General features: G+C 38.6%; 13 protein-coding genes. 3 read left to right on the top strand and 10 right to left on the bottom strand.

The window, feature by feature from the left end:
- The 7 genes from DK207_RS11865 to DK207_RS11895 all read right to left on the bottom strand — a co-directional run.
- A partial coding sequence (locus DK207_RS11865) for a hypothetical protein (RefSeq protein WP_213066241.1) occupies window positions 1–301 on the bottom strand: 301 nt, incomplete at its 3' end.
- 13 nt (window positions 302–314) lie between these two features.
- A complete protein-coding gene (locus tag DK207_RS11870; RefSeq protein WP_109441368.1) occupies window positions 315–3,506 on the bottom strand; it encodes a CapA family protein in 3,192 nt (1,063 codons plus the stop codon).
- A gap of 11 nt (window positions 3,507–3,517) precedes the next feature.
- The gene (locus tag DK207_RS11875) at window positions 3,518–5,173 is read right to left on the bottom strand and encodes a poly alpha-glucosyltransferase (RefSeq protein WP_228247948.1); all 1,656 of its coding nucleotides are present in this window, start codon (window positions 5,171–5,173) and stop codon (window positions 3,518–3,520) included.
- A 133-nt stretch (window positions 5,174–5,306) separates the two neighbouring features.
- Complete coding sequence (locus DK207_RS11880; RefSeq protein WP_162540230.1) at window positions 5,307–11,603, bottom strand: BapA/Bap/LapF family large adhesin; 6,297 nt, start codon at window positions 11,601–11,603, stop codon at window positions 5,307–5,309.
- Between the two features lie 374 nt (window positions 11,604–11,977).
- Window positions 11,978–13,477 carry a cation:proton antiporter gene (locus tag DK207_RS11885; protein WP_109441370.1) on the bottom strand — a complete coding sequence of 500 codons (1,500 nt, stop codon included), beginning with the start codon at window positions 13,475–13,477 and terminating at the stop codon, window positions 11,978–11,980.
- Window positions 13,478–13,606: 129 nt separating this feature from the next.
- Window positions 13,607–14,497: a neutral zinc metallopeptidase gene (locus DK207_RS11890; RefSeq protein ID WP_109441371.1), complete on the bottom strand. Its 891-nt coding sequence runs from the start codon at window positions 14,495–14,497 to the stop codon at window positions 13,607–13,609.
- A gap of 37 nt (window positions 14,498–14,534) precedes the next feature.
- Window positions 14,535–15,458, bottom strand: a complete 924-nt coding sequence (locus DK207_RS11895) for a DUF808 domain-containing protein (RefSeq protein ID WP_109441372.1) — start codon at window positions 15,456–15,458, stop codon at window positions 14,535–14,537.
- A 174-nt stretch (window positions 15,459–15,632) separates the two neighbouring features.
- Between DK207_RS11895 and trpS the strand changes: the two genes are divergently transcribed.
- From trpS to DK207_RS11910, 3 genes are all read left to right on the top strand, one after another.
- The gene (trpS, locus tag DK207_RS11900; protein ID WP_109441373.1) at window positions 15,633–16,646 is read left to right on the top strand and encodes a tryptophan--tRNA ligase; all 1,014 of its coding nucleotides are present in this window, start codon (window positions 15,633–15,635) and stop codon (window positions 16,644–16,646) included.
- A gap of 415 nt (window positions 16,647–17,061) precedes the next feature.
- Window positions 17,062–17,706 (top strand): YqiJ family protein, encoded by a 645-nt coding sequence (locus tag DK207_RS11905; RefSeq protein ID WP_109441374.1) that lies wholly within the window; start codon window positions 17,062–17,064, stop codon window positions 17,704–17,706.
- 34 nt (window positions 17,707–17,740) lie between these two features.
- A complete protein-coding gene (locus tag DK207_RS11910; protein ID WP_109441375.1) occupies window positions 17,741–19,453 on the top strand; it encodes a flotillin family protein in 1,713 nt (570 codons plus the stop codon).
- A gap of 81 nt (window positions 19,454–19,534) precedes the next feature.
- On the opposite strand, the gene sucD is transcribed toward DK207_RS11910, so the two are convergent.
- The 3 genes from sucD to lpdA form a co-directional block, all read right to left on the bottom strand.
- Window positions 19,535–20,425 carry a succinate--CoA ligase subunit alpha gene (gene sucD, locus DK207_RS11915; protein ID WP_004640347.1) on the bottom strand — a complete coding sequence of 297 codons (891 nt, stop codon included), beginning with the start codon at window positions 20,423–20,425 and terminating at the stop codon, window positions 19,535–19,537.
- A gap of 12 nt (window positions 20,426–20,437) precedes the next feature.
- Window positions 20,438–21,604, bottom strand: coding sequence for an ADP-forming succinate--CoA ligase subunit beta (gene sucC / locus DK207_RS11920; protein ID WP_004640348.1), 1,167 nt, complete (start codon window positions 21,602–21,604; stop codon window positions 20,438–20,440).
- 136 nt (window positions 21,605–21,740) lie between these two features.
- A complete protein-coding gene (gene lpdA / locus DK207_RS11925) occupies window positions 21,741–23,174 on the bottom strand; it encodes a dihydrolipoyl dehydrogenase (RefSeq protein WP_109441376.1) in 1,434 nt (477 codons plus the stop codon).
- Window positions 23,175–23,189 lie beyond the last annotated feature (15 nt).

The following is a 23,189-nucleotide window of genomic DNA, read 5'->3' on the forward strand; positions in this document are numbered from 1 at the left end:
CATATACTCTATAATCATCCACATCTTTTACTTTTTTTATTTCATAACTGTCATTTTCATAAAATTCTTGCATCGTCAAAAAACAATTTCTTTTAGCTTTTTGAAAAAAATGATATAAGTTATAACTTGAACGAAAATCTAAATTAATTTTATTAAAATTATCATAAAGATTTGGATTGTAATTAACTGTTAAAATTTTTGAATCTATTCCAATGGATGAAAAAATTCTCAATCTTGATATAGCAGCATGTTCAATTCCTGTTAAATTTGCTCCTACATTTTTATTTAAAAAGTAATGCATATTCATCCACCTCTTATATTTTTAATTTTATAAAAAAACCTAGTTCATCATTATGAGAATCATATTGATCACTATTAAGTATTTTTGTTAATGCTGATTTTATAGAGATAAAATCTTCTTTACTTACAATATATGGTTGCCAAAACGTTTTTAAGTTATTGGTGAAAATTGGATAAAGCTTTAAGATTTGTTTATCCATATCCAATCGGACGATACAGCCATAGGGCAACGCTCCGTGTTTATCGTATTCGCCATTACTATTGAATACACCATTACCAATACTATAGATAATCGGCTTACCATCTATATATTCAATAGGTTGAATAGTATGTGGCCCATGTCCAATCACCATATCAGCTCCACAGGAAACAAGTATTTTTGCAATTCTTTTTTGTTCATCCTGAATAGGTTTAAAATCTACCCCCCAATGACTTATTACCATAATTTTATTGTAAGGATAACATTCTCTGTAGGCTTTGATCTGTTCGATAAGAATACCATTCACACAAGCTACCCCATCCCGATGTCCTAACGCATAGAAATCAAACTTGTTGTAAGCTGCATCCCTATGCCAGTAACCATTAAAGATCGCAAGTTTCTTACCTCTCCAATCAATTTCAAAATACTCATGTGCTTGTTGTTGATTAAGCCCAGCACCGATATAAGCGATCGACTTTTTATCAAATTGTTCTAAAGTAAATTCTAGGCACTCACTTCCATAGTCTTTTAAATGGTTATTCGCTAGTACAACATGATTAATATTTCTATTTAAAAATTCATTTAAAGTTTTGTCTGCATCGGCACCTAAAATAAAAGGTTTAATTTTATCTAAAGGTGACTGTTGATTTTCATCAGCAATAAAAACCGCTTCAAAATTTGCAATATTGATATCCTCCTTACCAAAAAAAGAGGCTATTTTCTCGAAAGAATGTGTATAACCATGTTTCTGTAACGCGTCGATCACTCCTCTTCGTTTTCTAATTTTAGTATAGGATTCACCAAAATATGTATCTCCTAAAATATTAATAAATTGGCTCTTGGCATCTATCTTTTTAGGCTTTGGTAATTCATCAAAAGCTTGATAGTACGGTAAAACATGCTCAATTTTTACCTTTTCTTCATCTGTATAATGAATACTTATTTTTTTATTCGATAGTTGACTAAAACCAATATAGGTTCGTCTACGCCGATCACCTACAAATAAAAAACCATCTAAACCAGCATCAGATGCTATCGTTATTACAGGTTTTAATATAGTTCCTTTAAAATAGGTAATATCAACAAAAAATTGCTTTCTAAAATAAGGTGGTAATTCGAATATTTTTTTACTCACTTTAAAAATGTCTAAAAAAGTTTTTCCTTGTGTTATATCTCTTACATTTCGGCCTGTTATATTCAAAATCTGATTCGGATCTATACCGATCAATTCAGCTTCTTTTTTTATCTCTTTTAATGCTTGAGCAGTCGTCTGGTATAAATGCTCTGCTAAAGCCAAAATACAATCCGGTTTTTGGGTCAAAATAACGTATTGTAGAATTTGACTAAAATAGTAATTCTCACCTAAATACAATCCTAATGCATTTCGTCCTTTTGCTTCTCGATCTACATTTGCAGTGACACTATAAATAGAGTTTAACTGCACTTCTTCTAAGGCATATTTTTTTAAAGCTAAATAAATTAGGATTAATGGACCAATTCCATATTCAGTCTTCGTTTGCCATATCTGTTCAGTGAATTTCTTGTGATTCAAATGTGCAGTAATACATTCACCTAAGCTTTTTTCTGTTGAATTATTCTCTGGTAAAGTGATTAAACTAGGAATAGTCGAAATCGTCGAATTTCGTCTGGAACCTTTGACCAGTACTACATCATTTTCCTGCAAGATATTTCTGATCTGCATGGCACATTGCTTCGCATCAGTAAAGTGGCCCAAATTTCGATCTTTAGGCAAAAGTTGGTTTAGATATAGCGCATCTTTTCCAAATGTAGCAATTAATTCGAATTGATTTTCAAGTATTGGTTTAAGCAAACTCTCATGAACTTCCTTAGATTTATCCTCTAAGTTAATAATATCTCCGACTACCAATATTTTTCTATTTTTCTTATATTTACCATAGCAATATTTTAACGCATTAACCATCGAAAGATGTTCTGCATTATAGGTATCATCTATTAAATAAGCTTTTTTATCAGGTATTGTCAAAATCTCTAATGTTGATTCTTTATTGCTGATAGAATTAAATAAATGTAGAACTTTAGTTATATCAAGACCTAGTGCATATATTGCTGCCAAAGTCGCAACCATATTACTTAAAGTACCATCATCAATATAATGATCTAATAAAACATGATAACTATGGTTTTCTAAGTAAACTAAAAATCCATTATCAGTTCGTTCATACTTCACATCAGCTTTTGAATGTTCTCCATAACTTAAAATTTTATGACTATAACGATGAACATAAGTTAAGAGTTGATCATAATTCTTTATATCGCGATTTAAAATGACGATACCATCAGTACTTAAACCATTTGCAATTCGGCTTTTAAAATCTGCAGTTTGATTTTCATCATATCCTTTTTGACCAACTCCTATTTCTGTAATAATTGCAATATCTGGGCGTATTAATTGACTAATCCCTCCATCTTTCATCCAGAGTGCAGACATTGCGGTTTCTAGAATTAAATAGTTTGGCTCAACCATCGCATTGGATAGTGTCAATTTTACCCCTGTGCGAGAATTATGGTTTCCATGGGTTGCATAGGTAGATCCATAGTTCTGCAAAAGTATATTAAGATAGTTTTTTGTGCTGGTTTTTCCAACTGTGCCCGTAATTGCTATCGTTTTACTCTTGATTTTTTTCCTCATATATTCAGCACAATGGTGAATGAACTGATAAGAATCTTCTACAATATATTGAGGCAAATGTGATGGTAATTCGGGTATAGGTCGTTGTACAACAACGCCTTTTATTTGTTCATGGAACTCACACAAAAGATCATGTGTATCCTCCCATTTTGCATATACACCCGTATTCCCTGTTCCTTTTAACCAGGTTTCCTTGTCCATTGCGACAAATAGCGTTTCATCTCTTTTGCAATTCAACTTATTTTCTGAAATATGCTGAACAAACCAATCTTCTTTAGGTTCGATATACCATTTTCCAGACATTATTTCTTCAATGTTTTTCTTATTTATAATCATTCTTTCACCATTTAGAAATAATTCACATAAGCCACATATCCAGATAAATTATGTTCTTGATCGTCTATTCGTGTTCTAAAGCGATCATGACGTACATAAAAAGCATTTAATATCTTATCTGGCCTCGCCATATACATTGCAACTTCTGGATAAAAAAAGCCACTTCTTTGAAACTCACTTCTAATTTCTATCAACTCTTTTAGTTTTTCAAATTCTGCTTTAGCATATAATTCATCATGACCTTGTTCTTTTAATCGATTCACCATTTTATATGCAGACATTAACATTTCTAAAAAAGTTGCATATGCTGTCTTTCTATTTTTAATAAAGTTCATATGTTTTAAGTAATTGTTTAAACCGAACTGAAAATATTTCTCTTCAGGACAAATTTTAGTGAGTTCATTCGTACAATAACTTAACCAATGGTCATGATATTTTTCATATTTTTTCTCAATAAAATGTTCGAACATACGTTTCACTGTTGCTAGTAACCGTTCGTCATAATTGATTTGATAAAGCCTCAATAATGCTAATGCTGCTTCACCATCATAGTACACGATACGGAATTTTTCTTTTACGTCTAAACTTGGATAATGCAAGACATGCGTTGTTTCACCCTTCGCATCAACCATTTCCATGATTCCATTTGCGATCGCTTCAGCATATTTTAAATAACGATCATCTTGGGTAAGTTCCTGGTATTTTGTAAGCATGAGAATTGCAGCTGCGTTGGACCCTAACTTAATTTCTGGATCTTTTTCTCCATCTATCATGAATGCAATATTGTCTTGTTTCTCTTTATAAAAAGTATCAATAGCATACTGAATTGCGGTATAAACTTTTGGCCAATAGGCTTGATTTTCTTTGACTTCAAAACTTTCAATTAATGCATATACTGATGTGCAATGTCGAACTGTGTTATAGCTTTTTAATTCACGATCGAAAGCTGGAAAATAACCATAGATAAATCGCCCATTTTCTTGGATTTGTTGTTCTAGAAACTCCGCATTTTTTTCAATCAGATGTTTTAAATGTTCTTTCTTATCTTGTATAAGTTCTCTAACACCATTTTGACAACCACCACTTTGTAATGCAATAAATTGATTATCTTCATATATTGCACCATAAGTTTCAAAAGTCCATATTGATTGAAGCTGATCTAAAGCTATTTTTTTTTGAATATTAGGATATTTTTTCTTAATTGCATTGTTTAAATTTTGTTCATCAAAAAAATTAGGTTGATCATATTTCAAACCTCTTATAATTGCTCGTCCATAAATCTCTTGTTCAAGAAATGCAATATTAAAGTTTTCATCTAAACTAATACCTTTGCGGTAATGATTATTGTGATCTTGATTGATGACTTGGTAAACCACACTTGGCCACGCTTGTTGTTCAATTTGGTAAGCAATATCAATTTTTATAAAGTTAAGCTGAGTTTTATTTTTTTCGAAAATTTTGTCGATAAAATTAAATAATCTTTTTTTAATTGAGTGTACATTTTGATCAGCATTATTCCAAATATTACATCTCTGATCTTTTGCACCATAGGATAAAAAAATGCAAAACACATTTTCGTTTATTTTTTTATCTTCAACTGTTTTATCTATCCAACTCTCTAATTTCTTTTTAAAGTCTAATAATTCGTTGTAAGTTTGAACGCCCATATCTTCCACTTTATTGATTATAAACATTTATCCTGTCACAAAATATAGCATATAACTTTTATTTGAATATATGCGTTTACTTATTTAAATAAAAAAAAGAGAGCTCGAAAGCTCTCTTTTTTCTTAATCTAGATTAGAACAAGAGTTGGTTGTTTTGTAGTAACTCTTCTAAAGACGTATCTACATTTTTCAAAGTAAGAAGTTCTGTAGAGCTATGTACTCCAGCACCACCATCACGGTCTATGCTAATAATTGTGTCTGTACCATTGAAACTTACGTTTACATAAGCACTGAGGGAAGCTTCGCTACCATCACCAGCATAACCAATCAACAGCTCACTGATATCGATCTTATCGGCTTCGCCATCTATAGAAGTATCTCCAACATGGAAGTTCTCCCAAGTATCTTGACCATTTCCACCAGTACCATTTGCAGCATTTAACAGATCAAAGATTAAGGTATCTGAACCACCATTTGCAGTATTGATTGTATCATTACCCGCTCCTGCATAGATCAGATCATCTCCAGCACTGTCAGTAATAATGTCATTACCTGTACTGCCTTGGATTGTGTAGCCAACATTGATATTCAATGTTGCTGTTGCTGTGTCACCATTTAGATGAGTCAAGGTATAGCTGAAGCTTTCACTTCCACCAGTTGTATTTGATGTTGGTGTATAAGTGTAATCACCATTTGCACTAATCACCAAGTTACCATATAGACCTTGAATCACAGTACCATATGAAACATCTATAACATTACCATTTGCATCTGTTACTTGCAGCTGAGTGAATGTAGAACCAGTTGAATCATTTCCGAAAATATTACCTTCCGCTTCAATTGTATTTGATACTACATATTGATCCAGATAGGTGACATTTACATCTGTATTGATACCAACTAGTGCAGCTAGTCCACCGAATAATGGTTGTTGCATTGTTGTTTGGATACGGTAGGTTCCAGCAGCTAGGTCTAAAGTTGATAGATCTAGTGATACCAAAGTACCAAGCAACGAGATTATTCCAGAGTAACTGTCGTTCGCTACTGTAGTCCAAACTCCACCGACATTCATCTGTAGATTTAAATTAAGGTTTACTGTTCCAGCGGTAGCTAAAGAGTTAACCGTAATCAATCCAGATGCATCCATATTAGAGCCTAATGTGAATGTGCCTGAAGTGTAAGTCTGAGTTGTTGCTAAAATACCTAACAATGAAGCCGAGGCATTGAAGTAATTGTTATCTACTTCATTGACCATCACGAGTGATGCAGTATCAACATCATCTGTCGCAACAAATGTGAATGCTGCAGGTTCTGATGGATCCGCTGGGTTCCATGTCATATCTACAACACTGCTATCTATATGGAAGTACAGAGTTGCACTTGCTGCATTAGCTCCACCAATAGGATCTGACAGGGTATACGTGAACTGATCCACTTGACCTAAGCCTGTTACATCATTGAATGGTGTATAGGTGTAACTACCATTTGGATTAATCACCAAGGTACCATAAGTACCATCTATGGTTGTTCCACCAGCAACTACTGCTACGCCATTGACACTGCTTACAGTGGTAAATGGTGTCGTAACATCGGCATTACCATCAATACCAGCATCAGTAATCACATTACCAGACGCTGCAACGACTTCATAACCACCAATTTGCGATTGATCATAAAGATCCATAGTTGCTGACAAGGTGCCTAGCAATCCTAATCCAAGCAATCCATCGAAGGCCATGAAGGCGCGATATTGACCCTCTTCAAGTCCATCAACCGTAATAGTTGATCCACCGAACAATGCCAAGCTCAACAGATCAGCTTGACCTGGGCCATTCGCTGCAACCCATTGTCCTGTTGCTTCATCAAATTTTTGAAGAACAAGTACATAGTCAGCCAACGCATCTGCACTAATTAGTGCACTGTAGTTAAACGTCATATCACCGGTATGACCTTCATCAACAGTGAAGTTAATACCTGCAGAGCCAAGCTGTAGATCTAATCCTCCTAAAGATGCAAGTAGCAAGTAAGTATGGCTACCCGCTGGAACATTATCTCCAACAAGCAATGCTTGTGGGTTGATCTCAGCAACATTTAGATCATCACTTGCAACAATATCTACTGTTGCAGGTTGTGATGGATCCGCTGGGTTCCATGTCATATCTACTGCATTACTATCGATATGGAAGTACAGAGTTGCACTTGCTGCATTAGCTCCACCAATAGGATCTGACAGGGTATACGTGAACTGATCCACTTGGCCTAAACCTGCATCGCCACTAAATGGTGTGTAGGTATAACTACCATCTGGATTAATCACCAAGGTACCGTAAGTACCATCTATGGTTGTTCCACCAGCAGCTACTGCTACGCCATTGACACTGCTTACAGTGGTAAATGGTGTCGTAACATCGGCATTACCATCAATACCAGCATCAGTAATCACATTACCAGACGCTGCAACGACTTCATAACCACCAATTTGCGATTGATCATAAAGATCCATAGTTGCTGACAAGGTGCCTAACAAACCAACACCAAGTAATCCATCAAAGGCCATGAAGGCGCGGTATTGACCTTCTTCAAGTCCATCAACCGTAATAGTTGATCCACCGAACAATGCCAAGCTCAACAGATCAGCTTGACCTGGCCCACTCGCTGCAACCCATTGTCCTGTTGCTTCATCGAATTTTTGAAGGACAAGTACATAGTCTGCTAATGCATCTGCACTAATTAATGCACTGTAGTTAAACGTCATATCACCTGTATGACCTTCATCAACAGTGAAGTTAATGCCTGCAGAGCCAAGCTGTAGATCTAATCCTCCTAAAGATGCAAGTAGCAAGTAAGTATGGCTACCCGCTGGAACATTATCTCCAACAAGCAATGCTTGTGGGTTGATCTCAGCAACATTTAGATCATCACTTGCAACAATATCTACTGTTGCAGGTTGTGATGGATCCGCTGGGTTCCATGTCATATCTACATCATCACTATCAATATGCAGATATAGCGTTGCATTTGCACTTTGACCAGTTACAGGATCAAATAAGGTATAAACAAATGGATCCACTTGACCTAAACCTGCATCACCACTAAATGGTGTGTAGGTATAACTGCCATCTGGATTAATCACCAAGGTACCGTAAGTACCATCTATGGTTGTTCCACCTTCTACAACCGCTACACCATTTACCATACTGACAACGGTGGTATCTGTAATAACATCAACTTCACCATCAATACCAGCATCAGTAATGACGTTACCTTCAGCGGCTATCACTTCATAACCACCAATTTGCGATTGATCGTAAAGATCAGCAGTTCCTGACAAGGTGCCAAGTAATCCTACACCAAGCAATCCATCAAAGGCCATGAAGGCACGGTATTGTCCCTCTTCAAGTCCATCAACAGTTACTGTCGTACCACCGAACAATGACAAGCTCAACAAATCAGCTTGACCTGGGCCAGTCACCGCAGTCCATTGTCCTGTTGCTTCATCGAATTTTTGAAGGACAAGTACATAGTCTGCTAATGCATCTGCACTAATTAATGCACTGTAATTGAACGTCATATCACCTGTATGACCTTCATCAATCGTGAAGCCAATGCCTGCAGAACCAAGCTGTAGATCCAGTCCTGCTAGAGAAGCGAGTAACAAGTAAGTATGACTACCGACTGAAACATCATCTCCAACTTGCAACGGTAAAGCATTAACGAATGCATCATCGACATTATCGAATGCAATCAAAGGTGGTGTTATATCCACCACTGCTGTCGCTGGGTCTGAGGTGTTGCCTGCTGGGTCAGTTGCAACCGCAGTCACTTCGTCGCCATCTACCAAGTTGCCTGGGTTTGGAACGCTCCAGTTACCATCTGCGTCAACAACCGCTTCTGCTTCGCTGCCGTCTGGGAAGGTTACTGTGACTGTAGTGCCTGGCTCTGCTGTACCCGTAATCGGATCAGTGCCATTCACTGGATCAATCACTGGTGCAGCTGGTGCAACGGTGTCGATCGTGATGGTTCCTGTGGTGCTGCCTTCGTTGCCGGCTGCATCTGTCGCAGTCACGGTCACTTCGTGATCACCGTCTGCAAGTGCTGCAACAACATCGTCTGCAAGTGTCCAGGTGCCATCGCCATTGTTCACTGCATCGTAGTCAACGCCATCAATGGTCACCACTACTGTCGCTTCTGGATCGTCAATCGTACCTGTCAATTCAGGTGTATTGTCGTTCGTCACCACTTCATCCAAGGTCACCACTGGTGCTGATGTATCCACCACTGCTGTCGCTGGGTCTGAGGTGTTGCCTGCTGGGTCAGTTGCAACCGCAGTCACTTCGTCGCCATCTACCAAGTTGCCTGGGTTTGGAACGCTCCAGTTACCATCTGCGTCAACAACCGCTTCTGCTTCGCTGCCGTCTGGGAAGGTTACTGTGACTGTAGTGCCTGGCTCTGCTGTACCCGTAATCGGATCAGTGCCATTCACTGGATCAATCACTGGTGCAGCTGGTGCAACGGTGTCGATCGTGATGGTTCCTGTGGTGCTGCCTTCGTTGCCGGCTGCATCTGTCGCAGTCACGGTCACTTCGTGATCACCGTCTGCAAGTGCTGCAACAACATCGTCTGCAAGTGTCCAGGTGCCATCGCCATTGTTCACTGCATCGTAGTCAACGCCATCAATGGTCACCACAATAGTTGCTGTTGGACTATCTACAGTACCTGTTAATTCTGGTGTGCTGTCATTTGTCACAATCGTATCAAGGGTGACTTCAATATCAGAATCTGAGTCAGAGTCTGAATCGCTGTCTGAATCTGAATCACTGTCTGAGTCAGAGTCCGAATCACTGTCTGAATCTGAATCTGAATCGCTGTCTGAATCTGAGTCGCTGTCTGAGTCAGAGTCTGAATCGCTGTCTGAGTCAGAGTCGCTATCTGAGTCAGAGTCGGAATCGCTGTCTGAATCTGAATCGCTATCTGAGTCAGAGTCTGAGTCGCTGTCTGAATCTGAATCACTGTCTGAATCTGAATCACTGTCTGAGTCAGAGTCTGAATCACTGTCTGAATCTGAATCGCTGTCTGAGTCAGAGTCGCTATCTGAGTCAGAGTCTGAATCGCTGTCTGAATCTGAGTCGGAATCTGAATCGCTATCTGAGTCAGAGTCTGAGTCGCTGTCTGAGTCAGAGTCCGAATCACTGTCTGAATCTGAATCTGAGTCGCTGTCTGAGTCAGAGTCGCTATCTGAGTCGCTATCTGAGTCAGAGTCTGAATCTGAGTCGCTGTCTGAATCTGAGTCGCTGTCTGAGTCAGAGTCTGAATCTGAGTCGCTGTCTGAATCTGAGTCGCTGTCTGAATCTGAGTCGCTATCTGAGTCAGAGTCTGAATCGCTGTCTGAGTCAGAGTCGCTATCTGAGTCAGAGTCGGAATCGCTGTCTGAGTCAGAGTCGCTATCTGAGTCAGAGTCGGAATCGCTGTCTGAATCTGAATCGCTATCTGAGTCAGAGTCTGAGTCGCTGTCTGAATCTGAGTCTGAGTCGCTATCTGAGTCGCTATCTGAGTCAGAGTCTGAATCACTGTCTGAATCTGAATCACTGTCAGAGTCTGAATCGCTGTCAGAGTCAGAGTCTGAATCACTGTCTGAGTCTGAATCACTGTCTGAGTCAGAGTCCGAATCACTGTCTGAATCTGAGTCAGAATCACTGTCTGAATCACTGTCTGAATCTGAGTCTGAGTCTGAATCGCTGTCTGAATCTGAGTCAGAATCACTGTCTGAGTCAGAGTCTGAATCACTGTCTGAATCTGAATCGCTGTCTGAATCTGAATCGCTGTCTGAATCTGAGTCGCTATCCGCGTCAGAATCACTCTCGTCATTGTTACGGTTTTTACTTCCACCGCCACTTGCTGCTGCAATAATTCCACCCGCTACAAGCGGAACTCCCCAAAGCCAAGGGCTTATACCCCCATCTTGATAAAGTAATGGTGTAATTGAATCGATAGGTTGAAAAACGGCATCCGAAACAGGTGCCTGAACTGCAGGAGGGATTGCAACAGGAGTCTCTTCTAAATAAACAGCGGCCTCCATGTCTGGTTCAACATCGGCGTCGGCATCCGCATCTGAATCAGCATCCGCATCTGAATCACTTTCAGCATCTTTGAATCGCGCCCAGATCAGCTTCCCATCTTGCCCTTGAAAAACCAAGCTATTGTCAAGGTTTTGATTATTATCATTCGCAAAGAAGTTCTGAATGACAATTTGTTCTCCATTTTTTAGAAAAACAACTGCATTAGTTCCATCTCTTTTGACTTGTGCCACATCCTCAATAGACACTTTTATCAGCACGACGGCTGGTTGAGAGGGAGATAATGCTGTGGTGCTATCCGTAGTATTTAAAAGCGTTTTATGGCTTTCCTTGGAAATTATTTGTATTTCAGACATGGTCTTGTTCCTCAATTATAATTCATTAGTTTTCAACTGCTTATCGATTCAAGTGTTAAGCTTTCGCGTAATTATTTCTGTTTTGATTAGGTACAGTTATCAGCTCTACTCTAAACCAATTCAAATTAATGTTAAATAGCCCACACAAAATTCTAGTAATGTATGATAGTGCAAAATAAATAAAAACTTCCAAGCTTTTATTTTTCAATATTTTTTTATTTAAGGGTTTATTTTTGGTTACATTTATGCATCAATCTCCATTAAAAGTGTTTTAAATTTTATTTAATAAAATAAGATTCAAGTGATTTCATCAGCATTCCATTTTTCAATATATGACTGAAATAAAATGCTAAATCATTTACCTAAAACAATCGTTAAAAATTATCAGGATTTTCCAAACGTCTCACCTCTTCTCTCTTATTTGGATGATGCATTGTTGCAACACCATCTTCAGTTTTTTGATCTAATAGTACCTCTGGATTATAAATTGTTATTGTTTCTTGACCTAAATTATCCTCTCCTACGATGTATTTAAACCCTCTTCGATTCATTTTATTACATAACTGCTGATAAAGACCTTTTAAGCCAGTTTTTGCTTCATTCGGGTTGTAATAAAAGGCATTCATTACTGTTGGCAAACCTAAGCCACATATTACTCCTGATAACAAGACACTGATAAATGTATATCCAATCAGAATACTACTGTATGCACTTAGTGCAGGTATATTTGCAACAGCTAAAATCAACGCAAGAGAAATCCCCCCTCGCACACCACCCCAAGATAAAATTGTTAAACTACCGTTATAACTTTTCTTCCTAAACGATGGAAAAGCTGAGAAAGCAAGAAAATTAGCAGCAAAACGGGACAGATGAAGAATAATGAAAGCAATAATGCCACCAATAATCAGATTGGCACTCAAGTCTAAAATAAACAACTCCAAACCAATCAGTGTAAATAAGAATGAGTTAATAATTCCTTCTACCGTATGCCAAAAATGATTCACCTCACGTATTTCACGTTGCTCACGGAATTCTTGCCATTTATTTCCAACAATCAAACCGCCAATAACACAAGCGATAGGCGCTGAAGCATGTGCAAATAAAGCAACCAGATAAGAGCCACTTGCCAGTAGAGCCGTCGTCAAAATTAACGACTCCATTTCATGCTTGCCGCGCAACAGACGTAAGATCCCAAAGCCAAATGCGAAACCGATGATGACAGCAACAAAGATTTCATACAGTAAGGTTTCTAATGTAGAGATCAATGAAAAATGCTCACCTTGGATTACATTAAGCAAAGTCATAAATAGTGCAATACACATTGCATCATTAAATAAAGATTCACCTTCGAGTTTAACCATTAAATGATGAGGTGCACGTATAGAACTAAGTACTGCTTTAATACCAATAGGATCTGTTGCCCCAAGTGCAGCACCAAGTAACAGTAACACTGTGATCGGGACAGGATATCCAACTATCCATTGAAATATATATAGCAGTCCAGCATAAAAACCCGCACAAAGCACTAACGCAATCGTTGCTAAAATACCAATTGGTTTCCAGTAATTCTTTAAATCTGATATTTTGAATTTTAATGCTGATGAAGTCAGAATAAAGCAGATCACACCATTAATCAGAAAATCATAAAAATCAATGTCACGAACTGCTGCTTCGATATTTTGAATATTAATCGTAATAAATTGATTGCCATGCAGCAAGCTTGCTCCCCACTGCAATATAAAGACAAAAATTGCAGATACAATAGGCACACCAATCGCTTGCGGAAAACCTAATATTCGTTTATTGAAAATCGTGGTTGCAATGGATAATGCAAAAATGACCGTTAATGCTTGTAAAAGAAAGTAATTACCCATACAACCTCTTTATTTTTTTGAGTATCTAAAAACATAGTGCATCAGTTAAAAAATAACGTTAAAAGATATTATTATTTTCTTTAAGTCTCTCCACTTTTTTTAATAGAAAAATCCACAATTAGATTCATCTTATGCAAACGTATTGCATTGATTTACGTCACCTGACTTCAATCCCACTTGAAACCAATGCATACGCTGTTCACTCGTACCATGTGTAAAACTATCAGGTACAACTTGCCCAGTTGCTCGACGCTGCAAATAATCATCACCGATTTTTTTAGCAGCATCCATTGCTTCTTCAATATCACCTTGTTCTAGGAATTGGGTGCGTTGATGGTTTTTATTTGCCCAAATTCCCGCAAAACAATCTGCTTGTAATTCCAAGCGGACAGAAAGTTGGTTACCTTGTGTTTGGTTAACTTGAGCCCGTGCTTGTTGCACTTGACCGGAAATTCCTAATAAATTTTGAATATGATGTCCAACCTCATGTGCAATCACATAGGCTTGTGCAAAGTCACCAGCTTGATCTTGGCGAGAAAGCTCAGTTTGATTTTTCTCACCAGAAATACCCATTTGTTGGCGCATATCTCTGAAGAAGGAAGTATCAATATATACTTTTTGATCTGCTGGACAATAAAATGGCCCCATTGCAGCCTGAGCAGTTCCGCACCCCGATCTAACTACACCATTAAATAGTACAAGTCGTGGCGGCTGATAAGTCGACCCCAATTGCTGAAAAATAGGCGTCCATGTATCTTCAGTATCAGCTAGTATAGTCCCCACAAAATCACCCACCTCTTTCTGTTCAGCGGTTAAATTTTGTGGTGCTGAAGCCTGTTGAGAAGATTGAGAGTTCGTCACCGCTTGAGTCGCTTGATAAGCTTGTTGAGGATCTACCCCAAAAAACTTCCATGCAACAAAAGCAACAATTAACCCCAATATGCTAATACCACCAGCTTTTGCTCCACCACCGCGACGATCTTCAACATTGGTACTGACACGACGACCTTTCCAACGCATGACTACCTCTCTTCATTATAATGATGACGGTTTATTTTTATTTAGATGCTTTTGACCATACTTTTTGTATCAGTCCTACCACAAGCAATACAATAACCCCAGCGATAAATCCAATACCAAGGTTGATTAAGGTTGGTGTTAATGCACCAATAATAGAACCAAAACTTGGGATTAACTCCAAATGATCAACCGTTTCCTCGGTAAAATGATGTAACAAAGGGATCGTGTGAGTAATAATACCCCCACCTACTAAAAACATTGCTACAGTTCCCACTACAGATAATGTTTTCATAAGAATCGGAGCAAAAGCAAGTAAGCCACGTCCTACTTTATTTTTAAATTCTGAAGCTTGCTGAGTTAGATACAAACCTAAATCATCAATCTTGACAATCATCGCAACAAAACCATAAACACCAATTGTCATCGCAATCGCAATAACACTTAATACAGCTACTTTAGTCATAAATGCTGCAGCCGCAACAGTACCCAACGAAATCACAACAATTTCAGCAGATAAAATGAAGTCTGTGCGTATCGCACCTTTCACTTTTTCTTTTTCAAATTTTACTAAATCAACCTCTACTGCTTCTAGATCGGCACTTGCTTCTTCGGCAGTTTTTGCTTTTTTGTGATGTAGCATGTGCACCACTTTTTCTACACCTTCATAACAAAGGAACAAGCCACCAATCATCAATAAGGGATTGATTAGCCAAGGCGCAACTACACTAATTAACAATGCTAATGGAACAAGGATAAGTTTATTAACAAATGATCCTTTAGCAACACTCCAAACTACAGGTAACTCTCGCTCTGATCGTACACCGCTCACCTGCTGTGCATTCAAAGCCAAATCATCACCTAAGACACCTGCCGTTTTTTTTGCAGCCATTTTACTCATTACCGCAACATCATCTAATACGGTTGCGATGTCATCGAGCAACATTAATAAACCACTTGCCATATTCTTGTCCTAATCTTAATTTGTATTTATCTATCCTATTGTAGAATTGCTTTAATGATTCACAAGAATATTTTTGAGAAAAAAAGTTAAAGCAATCGCTGACGAAAATTTTTTATTTCCCGTACAATAATGCCAATCTTATATTGATGAAATCACTAAATCTTGGAACATAACATGAGTAATGCTGATCATCGCCCAATTATTTTGACAGGCGACCGCCCTACTGGCCAACTTCACCTCGGACATTTTGTCGGTTCATTACGCTCTCGTGTAGGTTTACAAGACAGTCATCACCAACACCTGCTTTTGGCTGATGCTCAAGCACTTACAGATAATGCTGATAACCCAGATAAAGTTCGCAATAATATTTTACAAGTTGCATTAGATTACTTAGCAGTTGGAATCGACCCAACCAAGACAACCATTTGTGTACAATCATGCTTACCGGCGCTCAATGAGCTGACCATGATCTACCTTAACTATGTTACCGTGGCGCGTTTAGAACGAAATCCGACAGTAAAAGCGGAAATTCAATTACGTAATTTTGAGCGTGATATCCCAGCAGGTTTCTTATGTTATCCAATCGCACAAGCAGCAGACATTACTGCATTTAAAGCAACTGTTGTTCCTGTGGGTGAAGATCAACTGCCAATGATTGAACAGACAAACGAAGTTGTACGTCGTGTGAATCGTCAAATTGGGCACGATTTATTACCCGAATGTAAGGCACTCTTATCAAATATGGCGCGTTTACCAGGTTTTGATGGTAAAGCAAAAATGTCGAAATCATTGGGCAATACCATTGTATTAAATGCTTCTGATAAAGATATTAAGAAAGCTGTAAATGCAATGTATACGGATCCAAATCATTTACGTATCGAAGATCCAGGTCAAGTGGAAGGCAATATTGTATTTACCTACCTTGATGCTTTTGATCCAAATAAACAAGAGGTTGAAGAATTAAAAGCACATTATCGTCGTGGTGGTTTAGGTGATGGTGCTGTGAAAAAGCGTTTAGAAGGCATTTTAAAAGAATTAATCGAACCAATCCGTGATCGTCGTGCTGAACTTGAGAAAGACCCAGATTACATCATGGATATTCTCAAGCAAGGTACGGAAAAATGTCGCGATATTACACAACAAACTTTAGATGAAGTTAAATCAGGACTAGGTTTATTTAAATTCTGATTTAGCTTGGTATAAATCAATAAAGCCCATTTTTGGGCTTTTTTTATTGTAAATATTTGATTTCAGTCTCATTTTAGAACTATCACAAAAAATCAAAAACTAACACTTTTTGTCACTTATTAACATGTATTAACAGTAATTAACACGAATATGCATGAACTAGTTCAAGGTTTTAAATAATATAGCGCTGTAGATTAGCAAACACTAATCTTATGACATTTCTCCTTTTCAACCGAAACTGTTTTATGCAGATTCGTTGTTCAACGCAATGATCACCCCAATCATTGCGTTTTTTTTCGCTTATAATATTGTGATTAATATCAGTTGAAATTATTCTGGCTTAGATTTATCTTATAACTGTTTTATTTATATAAAAATCTATTAAATATTTCAAAAAGAAATAAGAGTAATTTCAATGATTCTTGATCTCCTTACGCATCCTTCAAATTCTATTTTTAGTATTGCGCTGCTGTTATGTCTATGTATTGGTGTACTTGAAATTATCCTACTGTTACTCGGGGGCAGTTCGAGTTTTTTTGAGCAATTTTTGCCAGATAGTTTATCTGATGTAAATCATGCAGATGTCTCTATTGAACATTCAAACAATGTTTTTATTCAATTTCTTGAATGGCTCTATCTAGGCAAAGTCCCATTACTCATTTGGTTAATTATCTTCTTAGCAGCTTATGGATTAACTGGCTTAATTATTCAGGATATTCTATATCACCTGACTGGGCTTTATTTTTCAGCATGGTTGATCGCTCCTGCAAGCTTTTTCCTATGTATGCCGATCGTTCGTTTTAGCGCTAAATTGGTCGCAAAGATAATTCCTAAAGATGAAACTACAGCAATTTATAGTGATGATTTAATCGGTCTCACCGCACACATTATTTTAGGGGATGCAAAACCTAATTCCCCTGCTCAAGCCAAGGTGAAAGATCAACATGGTCAGACACATTATGTCTTGGTTGAACCAGAACTTGATACTATCTTTTATCAAGGCCAAGACGTTATTTTAACGCAAAAAACCAAAATTGGCTTTCAAGCCATTGCGACATAATCTTTTTAAAAGTGTTTACATAGAGGGTTTTTAAATGCTTAATTCAGCATTGACTGAAATTTTAATTATTACTGGTATTATTTTCGCTGTACTGATCTTTATTGGGGTTGTGATTGCTCGATTATATACACGTTCTAGTAAAGAAGTTTCTTTCGTTCGTACAGGTTGGGGTGGAGAAAAAGTTATTTTAAATGGTGGTGCAATTGTACTTCCTGTTTTACATGAAATTATTCCAGTAAATATGAATACCTTACGCCTAGAGGTGAAACGCGCTGCGGATCAAGCACTCATTACACGTGACCGTATGCGCGTTGATGTGATGGCTGAGTTTTATGTTCGTGTTAAACCAATTGCTGAATCGATTGCGACAGCAGCGCAAACGCTAGGTCGCAAAACTATGTCCCCACCTGAGCTAAAAGATTTAGTTGAGGGTAAATTTGTCGATTCACTTCGTGCTGTTGCTGCCGAAATGGCAATGGAAGAATTACACGAGAAACGTGTCGATTTTGTGCAAAAAGTCCAACAAGTGGTTTCTGAAGATCTATCAAAAAATGGTTTAGAGCTTGAAACTGTATCCTTAACAGGTCTAGATCAAACCAGCTTTAAATTCTTCAATCCACAAAATGCTTTCGATGCTGAGGGTTTAACCAAACTTACAGAAACCATTGAAGATCGTCGTAAGAAGCGTAATGACATCGAGCAAGATACCGATCTTGCCATTCGTGCGAAAGATTTAGAAGCTGAACGTAGAAGATTAGAAATTTCTCGCGAAGAAGAATACGCAAAACTGCAACAAGAACGTGAAATTTCTATTCGTAGAGCTGAACAACTTGCTGAGATCGCATCACAAGAAGCTGGTAAAAAACGTGAAGCTGAAGAGGCTCGCATTGCCGCAGAGCGTGAAGTTGAGTTGAAAAGAATTGCTGCTGCCCGTGATGTCGAGAATGAAAATATTCAAAAATCACAATTGATTGAAAAAGCACAAGTTGAACAAAAGAAAACCATTGAGCTTGCGGAACAAGATCGTGCTATTGCGATTGCTGAAAAGTCACGTGCTGAATCTGAAGCAAAAGCGCAAGCAGATAAAGCACGTGCTGAAGCAGTAAAAGCTGAAGAAGAAGTAGTGACTGTACGTGAAACCCAGCGCGCGGAACGTCAAAAAGCAGTCGAGTTGGTTGCAGCAAAACAAACAGCAGAAAAAGATGCAATTGCGATTACGGTAGCAGCCGATGCGGGTAAAAAGGCTGCGGCAGATGAAGCTGAAGCTGTACGTATTGCTGCTGAAGCAGATGCTGAAAAGATCCGCTTAAAAGCGAAAGGTGAAGCAGATGCTAAAATATTGCTTGCTCAAGCTTTAGAGAAACAGTATCAAGTTGATGCCGAAGGTGCTCGTGCGGTGAATGAAGCAGCCAATACCCTTTCTGCTGAGCAAGTGGAAATGCAAGTGCGCTTAGCATTACTCAAACATTTACCAGATATTATTCGTGAAAGTGTTAAACCAATGGAAAACATTGATGACATCAAGATTTTACAGGTTAATGGTTTAAATGGTTTTGCTGGTGGTTCTGCTGTGTCAGGTGATAATGCAGAACACGGCACAACAGCTTCATTATCCGATCAGGTGGTGAATAGTGCCCTACGCTATCGCTCACAAGCTCCACTTATTGATAGCTTAATGAATGAATTAGGTCTTCAAGGTGGCGATATCAATGGTTTAACTCAGGGGTTGAAACCAAAAATGGATTAATATCTAACACCATACAAAGTACAAGCAATAAAAAACCCCAATGTCTCCATTGGGGTTTTTTAAAGATCAAAACCTAACGTATTACGCTAAACCTTTCTCTTTTAAAACTTGCATCATCGTTGAACCAAGCTCTGCTGGGCTACGTGTGTAAGCCATTCCCGCACGTTCAAATGCAGCGAATTTCTCTTCAGCAGTACCTTGACCACCAGAAATGATCGCACCAGCATGACCCATACGCTTACCCTTAGGCGCTGTTACACCAGCGATGTAACCCACTACAGGCTTAGTCACGTTAGATTTGATGAATTCAGCAGCTTCTTCTTCCGCTGTACCACCGATCTCACCGATCATGATGATTGCATCAGTATCTGGATCGTCTTGGAACAATTGAAGCGCTTCGATCTGGTTCATACCTGGGATTGGATCACCACCGATACCGATACAAGTAGACTGACCTAAACCAAGCTTAGTTGTTTGAGCAACAGCTTCATAAGTCAATGTACCTGAACGTGAAATGATACCAATACGACCTGGTTGGTGGATGTGACCCGGCATAATACCGATCTTACATTCACCTGGAGTGATCACGCCTGGGCAGTTAGGACCAACTAAACGAGTACCGTTACCGTTAGTTTCTAAGTAGCGTTTAGCTTTAAGCATGTCGATTGTTGGAACACCTTCAGTGATCACAACGATCAGACCAACACCTGAATCAACCGCTTCAACGATTGAATCTAAAACGAATGGAGCTGGTACATAGATAACAGAAGCATCAGCTTGAGTTTCACGAACAGCTTCTTTCATTGTGTTAAATACTGGCAAATCAAGGTGTGTTGTACCACCTTTACCTGGAGTAACACCACCAACAACTTTTGTACCGTAGTCTAAAGCTTGTGCAGAGTGGAAAGTACCGTTTTTACCAGTAAAACCTTGTACCAATACTTTAGTGTCTTTATTAATTAATACGCTCATGATTGATACTCCTTACGCTTTAACTGCAGCTACAACTTTTTCTGCGGCATCAGACAAACCGTTCGCAGAAATTAATTTCAAACCAGATTCATCAAGTAATTTCGCACCTAACTCAGCGTTGTTACCTTCTAAACGAACAACAACTGGAACAGTTACGTTTACTTCTTGAACCGCTGCAATAATTGCTTCAGCAATCATGTCACAACGTACGATACCACCAAAGATGTTGATTAAAACACCTTGTACAGAAGTATCAGCAAGGATGATTTTGAACGCTTCGATTACGCGCTCTTTAGTTGCACCGCCACCAACGTCAAGGAAGTTTGCAGGCTGACCACCATAAAGTTTAATGATGTCCATAGTTGCCATTGCAAGACCAGCACCGTTCACCATACAACCGATGTTACCTTCTAAAGCAACATAGTTAAGATCAAATTCAGATGCTTTTAATTCGCGCTCATTCTCTTGAGACTTGTCACGTAAAGCAGCAACTTTAGGTAAACGGTAAAGCGCGTTAGAGTCGATACCTACTTTCGCATCAACACATAAAATATCGCCATTTTCACGAACTGAAAGTGGGTTAATTTCAAATAATGCAAAGTCATTTTCTACAAATGCTTGGTAAGCAGCGCCCATAATTTTTACAAATTGGCTCACTTGCTTGTCTTTCAAACCTAAAGCAAACGCAACTTCACGCGCTTGGAATGGTTGTAAGCCAACTAATGGATCAACTTCAACTTTGATGATTTTTTCAGGAGTTTCTTCTGCAACTTTCTCGATTTCTACACCACCTTCGGTAGAAGCCATGAAAGTAATACGACGGCTAGAACGGTCTACAACCGCACCTAAGTAAAGCTCACGCTCAACTGGGTATACGTCTTCAGCAACGATAATGCTGTTAACAGGTTGACCATTTGCATCAGTTTGATACGTTACAAGACGAGTACCAATGATGTTGTTAGCGAATTCGATAACATCTTCTTTAGATTTTGCAACTTTAACGCCGCCAGCCTTACCACGACCGCCCGCATGAACTTGCGCTTTCATTACAGCGAATTTACCACCAAGCTGTTCAAATGCAGCAACTGCTTCGTCTGCATTGGTTGCCAAGATACCTTCTTGTACTGGCATTCCGTATTCTTTCAATAACGCTTTAGCTTGATACTCATGTAAGTTCATTTAGTTACCTACTATGTTGTTTGGTGTGATACAGCCCAGTTGTTTTTAGAGCTGGGCTGCTACATATTGAGTAAATGAAAGTCTAAATAAGACCATCATCATCATTTAAAAAAGTGTGGCAAGCCACACTTTTTGTTTATTTACGCTTACGTTGAATCGCGTGGATTGCACGACCATCAACAGAAAGCGCCGCTTCATGTACAACTTCAGAGAATGTTGGGTGACCAAAAGTCATCAATTGCAAATCTTCAACTGAAGATACAAATTCGAGTGCGATCATACCTTGGTGTACGATGTCAGACGCATTTGGACCAACAACGTGCATACCTAATAGACGATCAGTTTTTGCATCAGCAACAAACTTAACAAAACCTGCAGTATCACCCGCAGCCAATGCACGTCCATTTACAGCGAATGGGAATTGGCCTGCTTTAACTTCGTGACCTTTTTCTTTTGCTTGTTCTTCGGTTAAACCAACCCAAGCTGCTTCTGGATGCGTATAAATAACGCTGATGATTGTGTCATAGTTCACTTGAGCAGCATGACCGTGAATACGCTCAACAGCCATTACGCCCTCTTCCATTGCTTTATGTGCAAGCATTGGACCACGTACTAAGTCACCAATTGCATAAACACCTTCAACAGATGTTTGGCACTGATCATTAACGTCAACTAAACCGCGTTCAGTGAGTTTAATACCAGAATCTTCTGCCAATAAACCTTCTGCATATGCTTTACGGCCTACACAAACGATTAACTTGTCAAAAACTTGTTCTTTGTCTTCGTCAGCTTGGTTATATTTAACCGTTACTTCGCGACCGTTGGTTTCAGCACCAGAAACTTTTGCACCGATACGAATATCCAAACCTTGTTTTTTCAAGATTTTTTGATATTCCTTCGCCAATGCTTTGTCTGCCATTGGTAAGAATGCATCTAATGCTTCAAACACAACAACTTCTGAACCAAGACGACGCCATACTGAGCCAAGCTCTAAACCGATCACACCTGCACCGATCACACCAAGACGCTTAGGAACTTCTGGGAATTTTAATGCGCCAGTAGAATCAACAATTAAATCTTCATCTACAGGAGCAACAGGAATATTTACAGGCACTGAACCCGTCGCAAGAATGACGTATTTCGGTTCTAAAACTTGTACATCACCTTCAAATGGTGTGAATTCTACTTTTTTACCTGCAAGTAATTTACCTGTACCTTGTAACCACTCGATACCATTACCTTTAAGTAACTGAGCAACACCACCAGTTAATTGTTCAACGACTTTGTCTTTACGTGCTAACAAAGTATCTAAATCAAATTTAACTTCGCCAGTCGTAATACCGTGTTCAGCAAGTTCGTGAACAGTAGCTTCGTAACGATGAGAAGAGTCAAGTAGTGCTTTAGAAGGGATACAACCCACGTTTAAGCAGGTACCACCTAAAGATGGTTTACCGTTGTGAATACGTTTTTCAATACAAGCGACTTTGAAACCAAGTTGAGCTGCACGAATCGCCGCTTCATAACCACCAGGTCCACCGCCAATAACAACAAGATCAAACTGTTGAGACATTTTTATCTCCAGAAT

Source organism: Acinetobacter haemolyticus (assembly GCF_900406815.1).
Classification (GTDB): Bacteria; Pseudomonadota; Gammaproteobacteria; order Pseudomonadales; family Moraxellaceae; genus Acinetobacter; species Acinetobacter haemolyticus_A.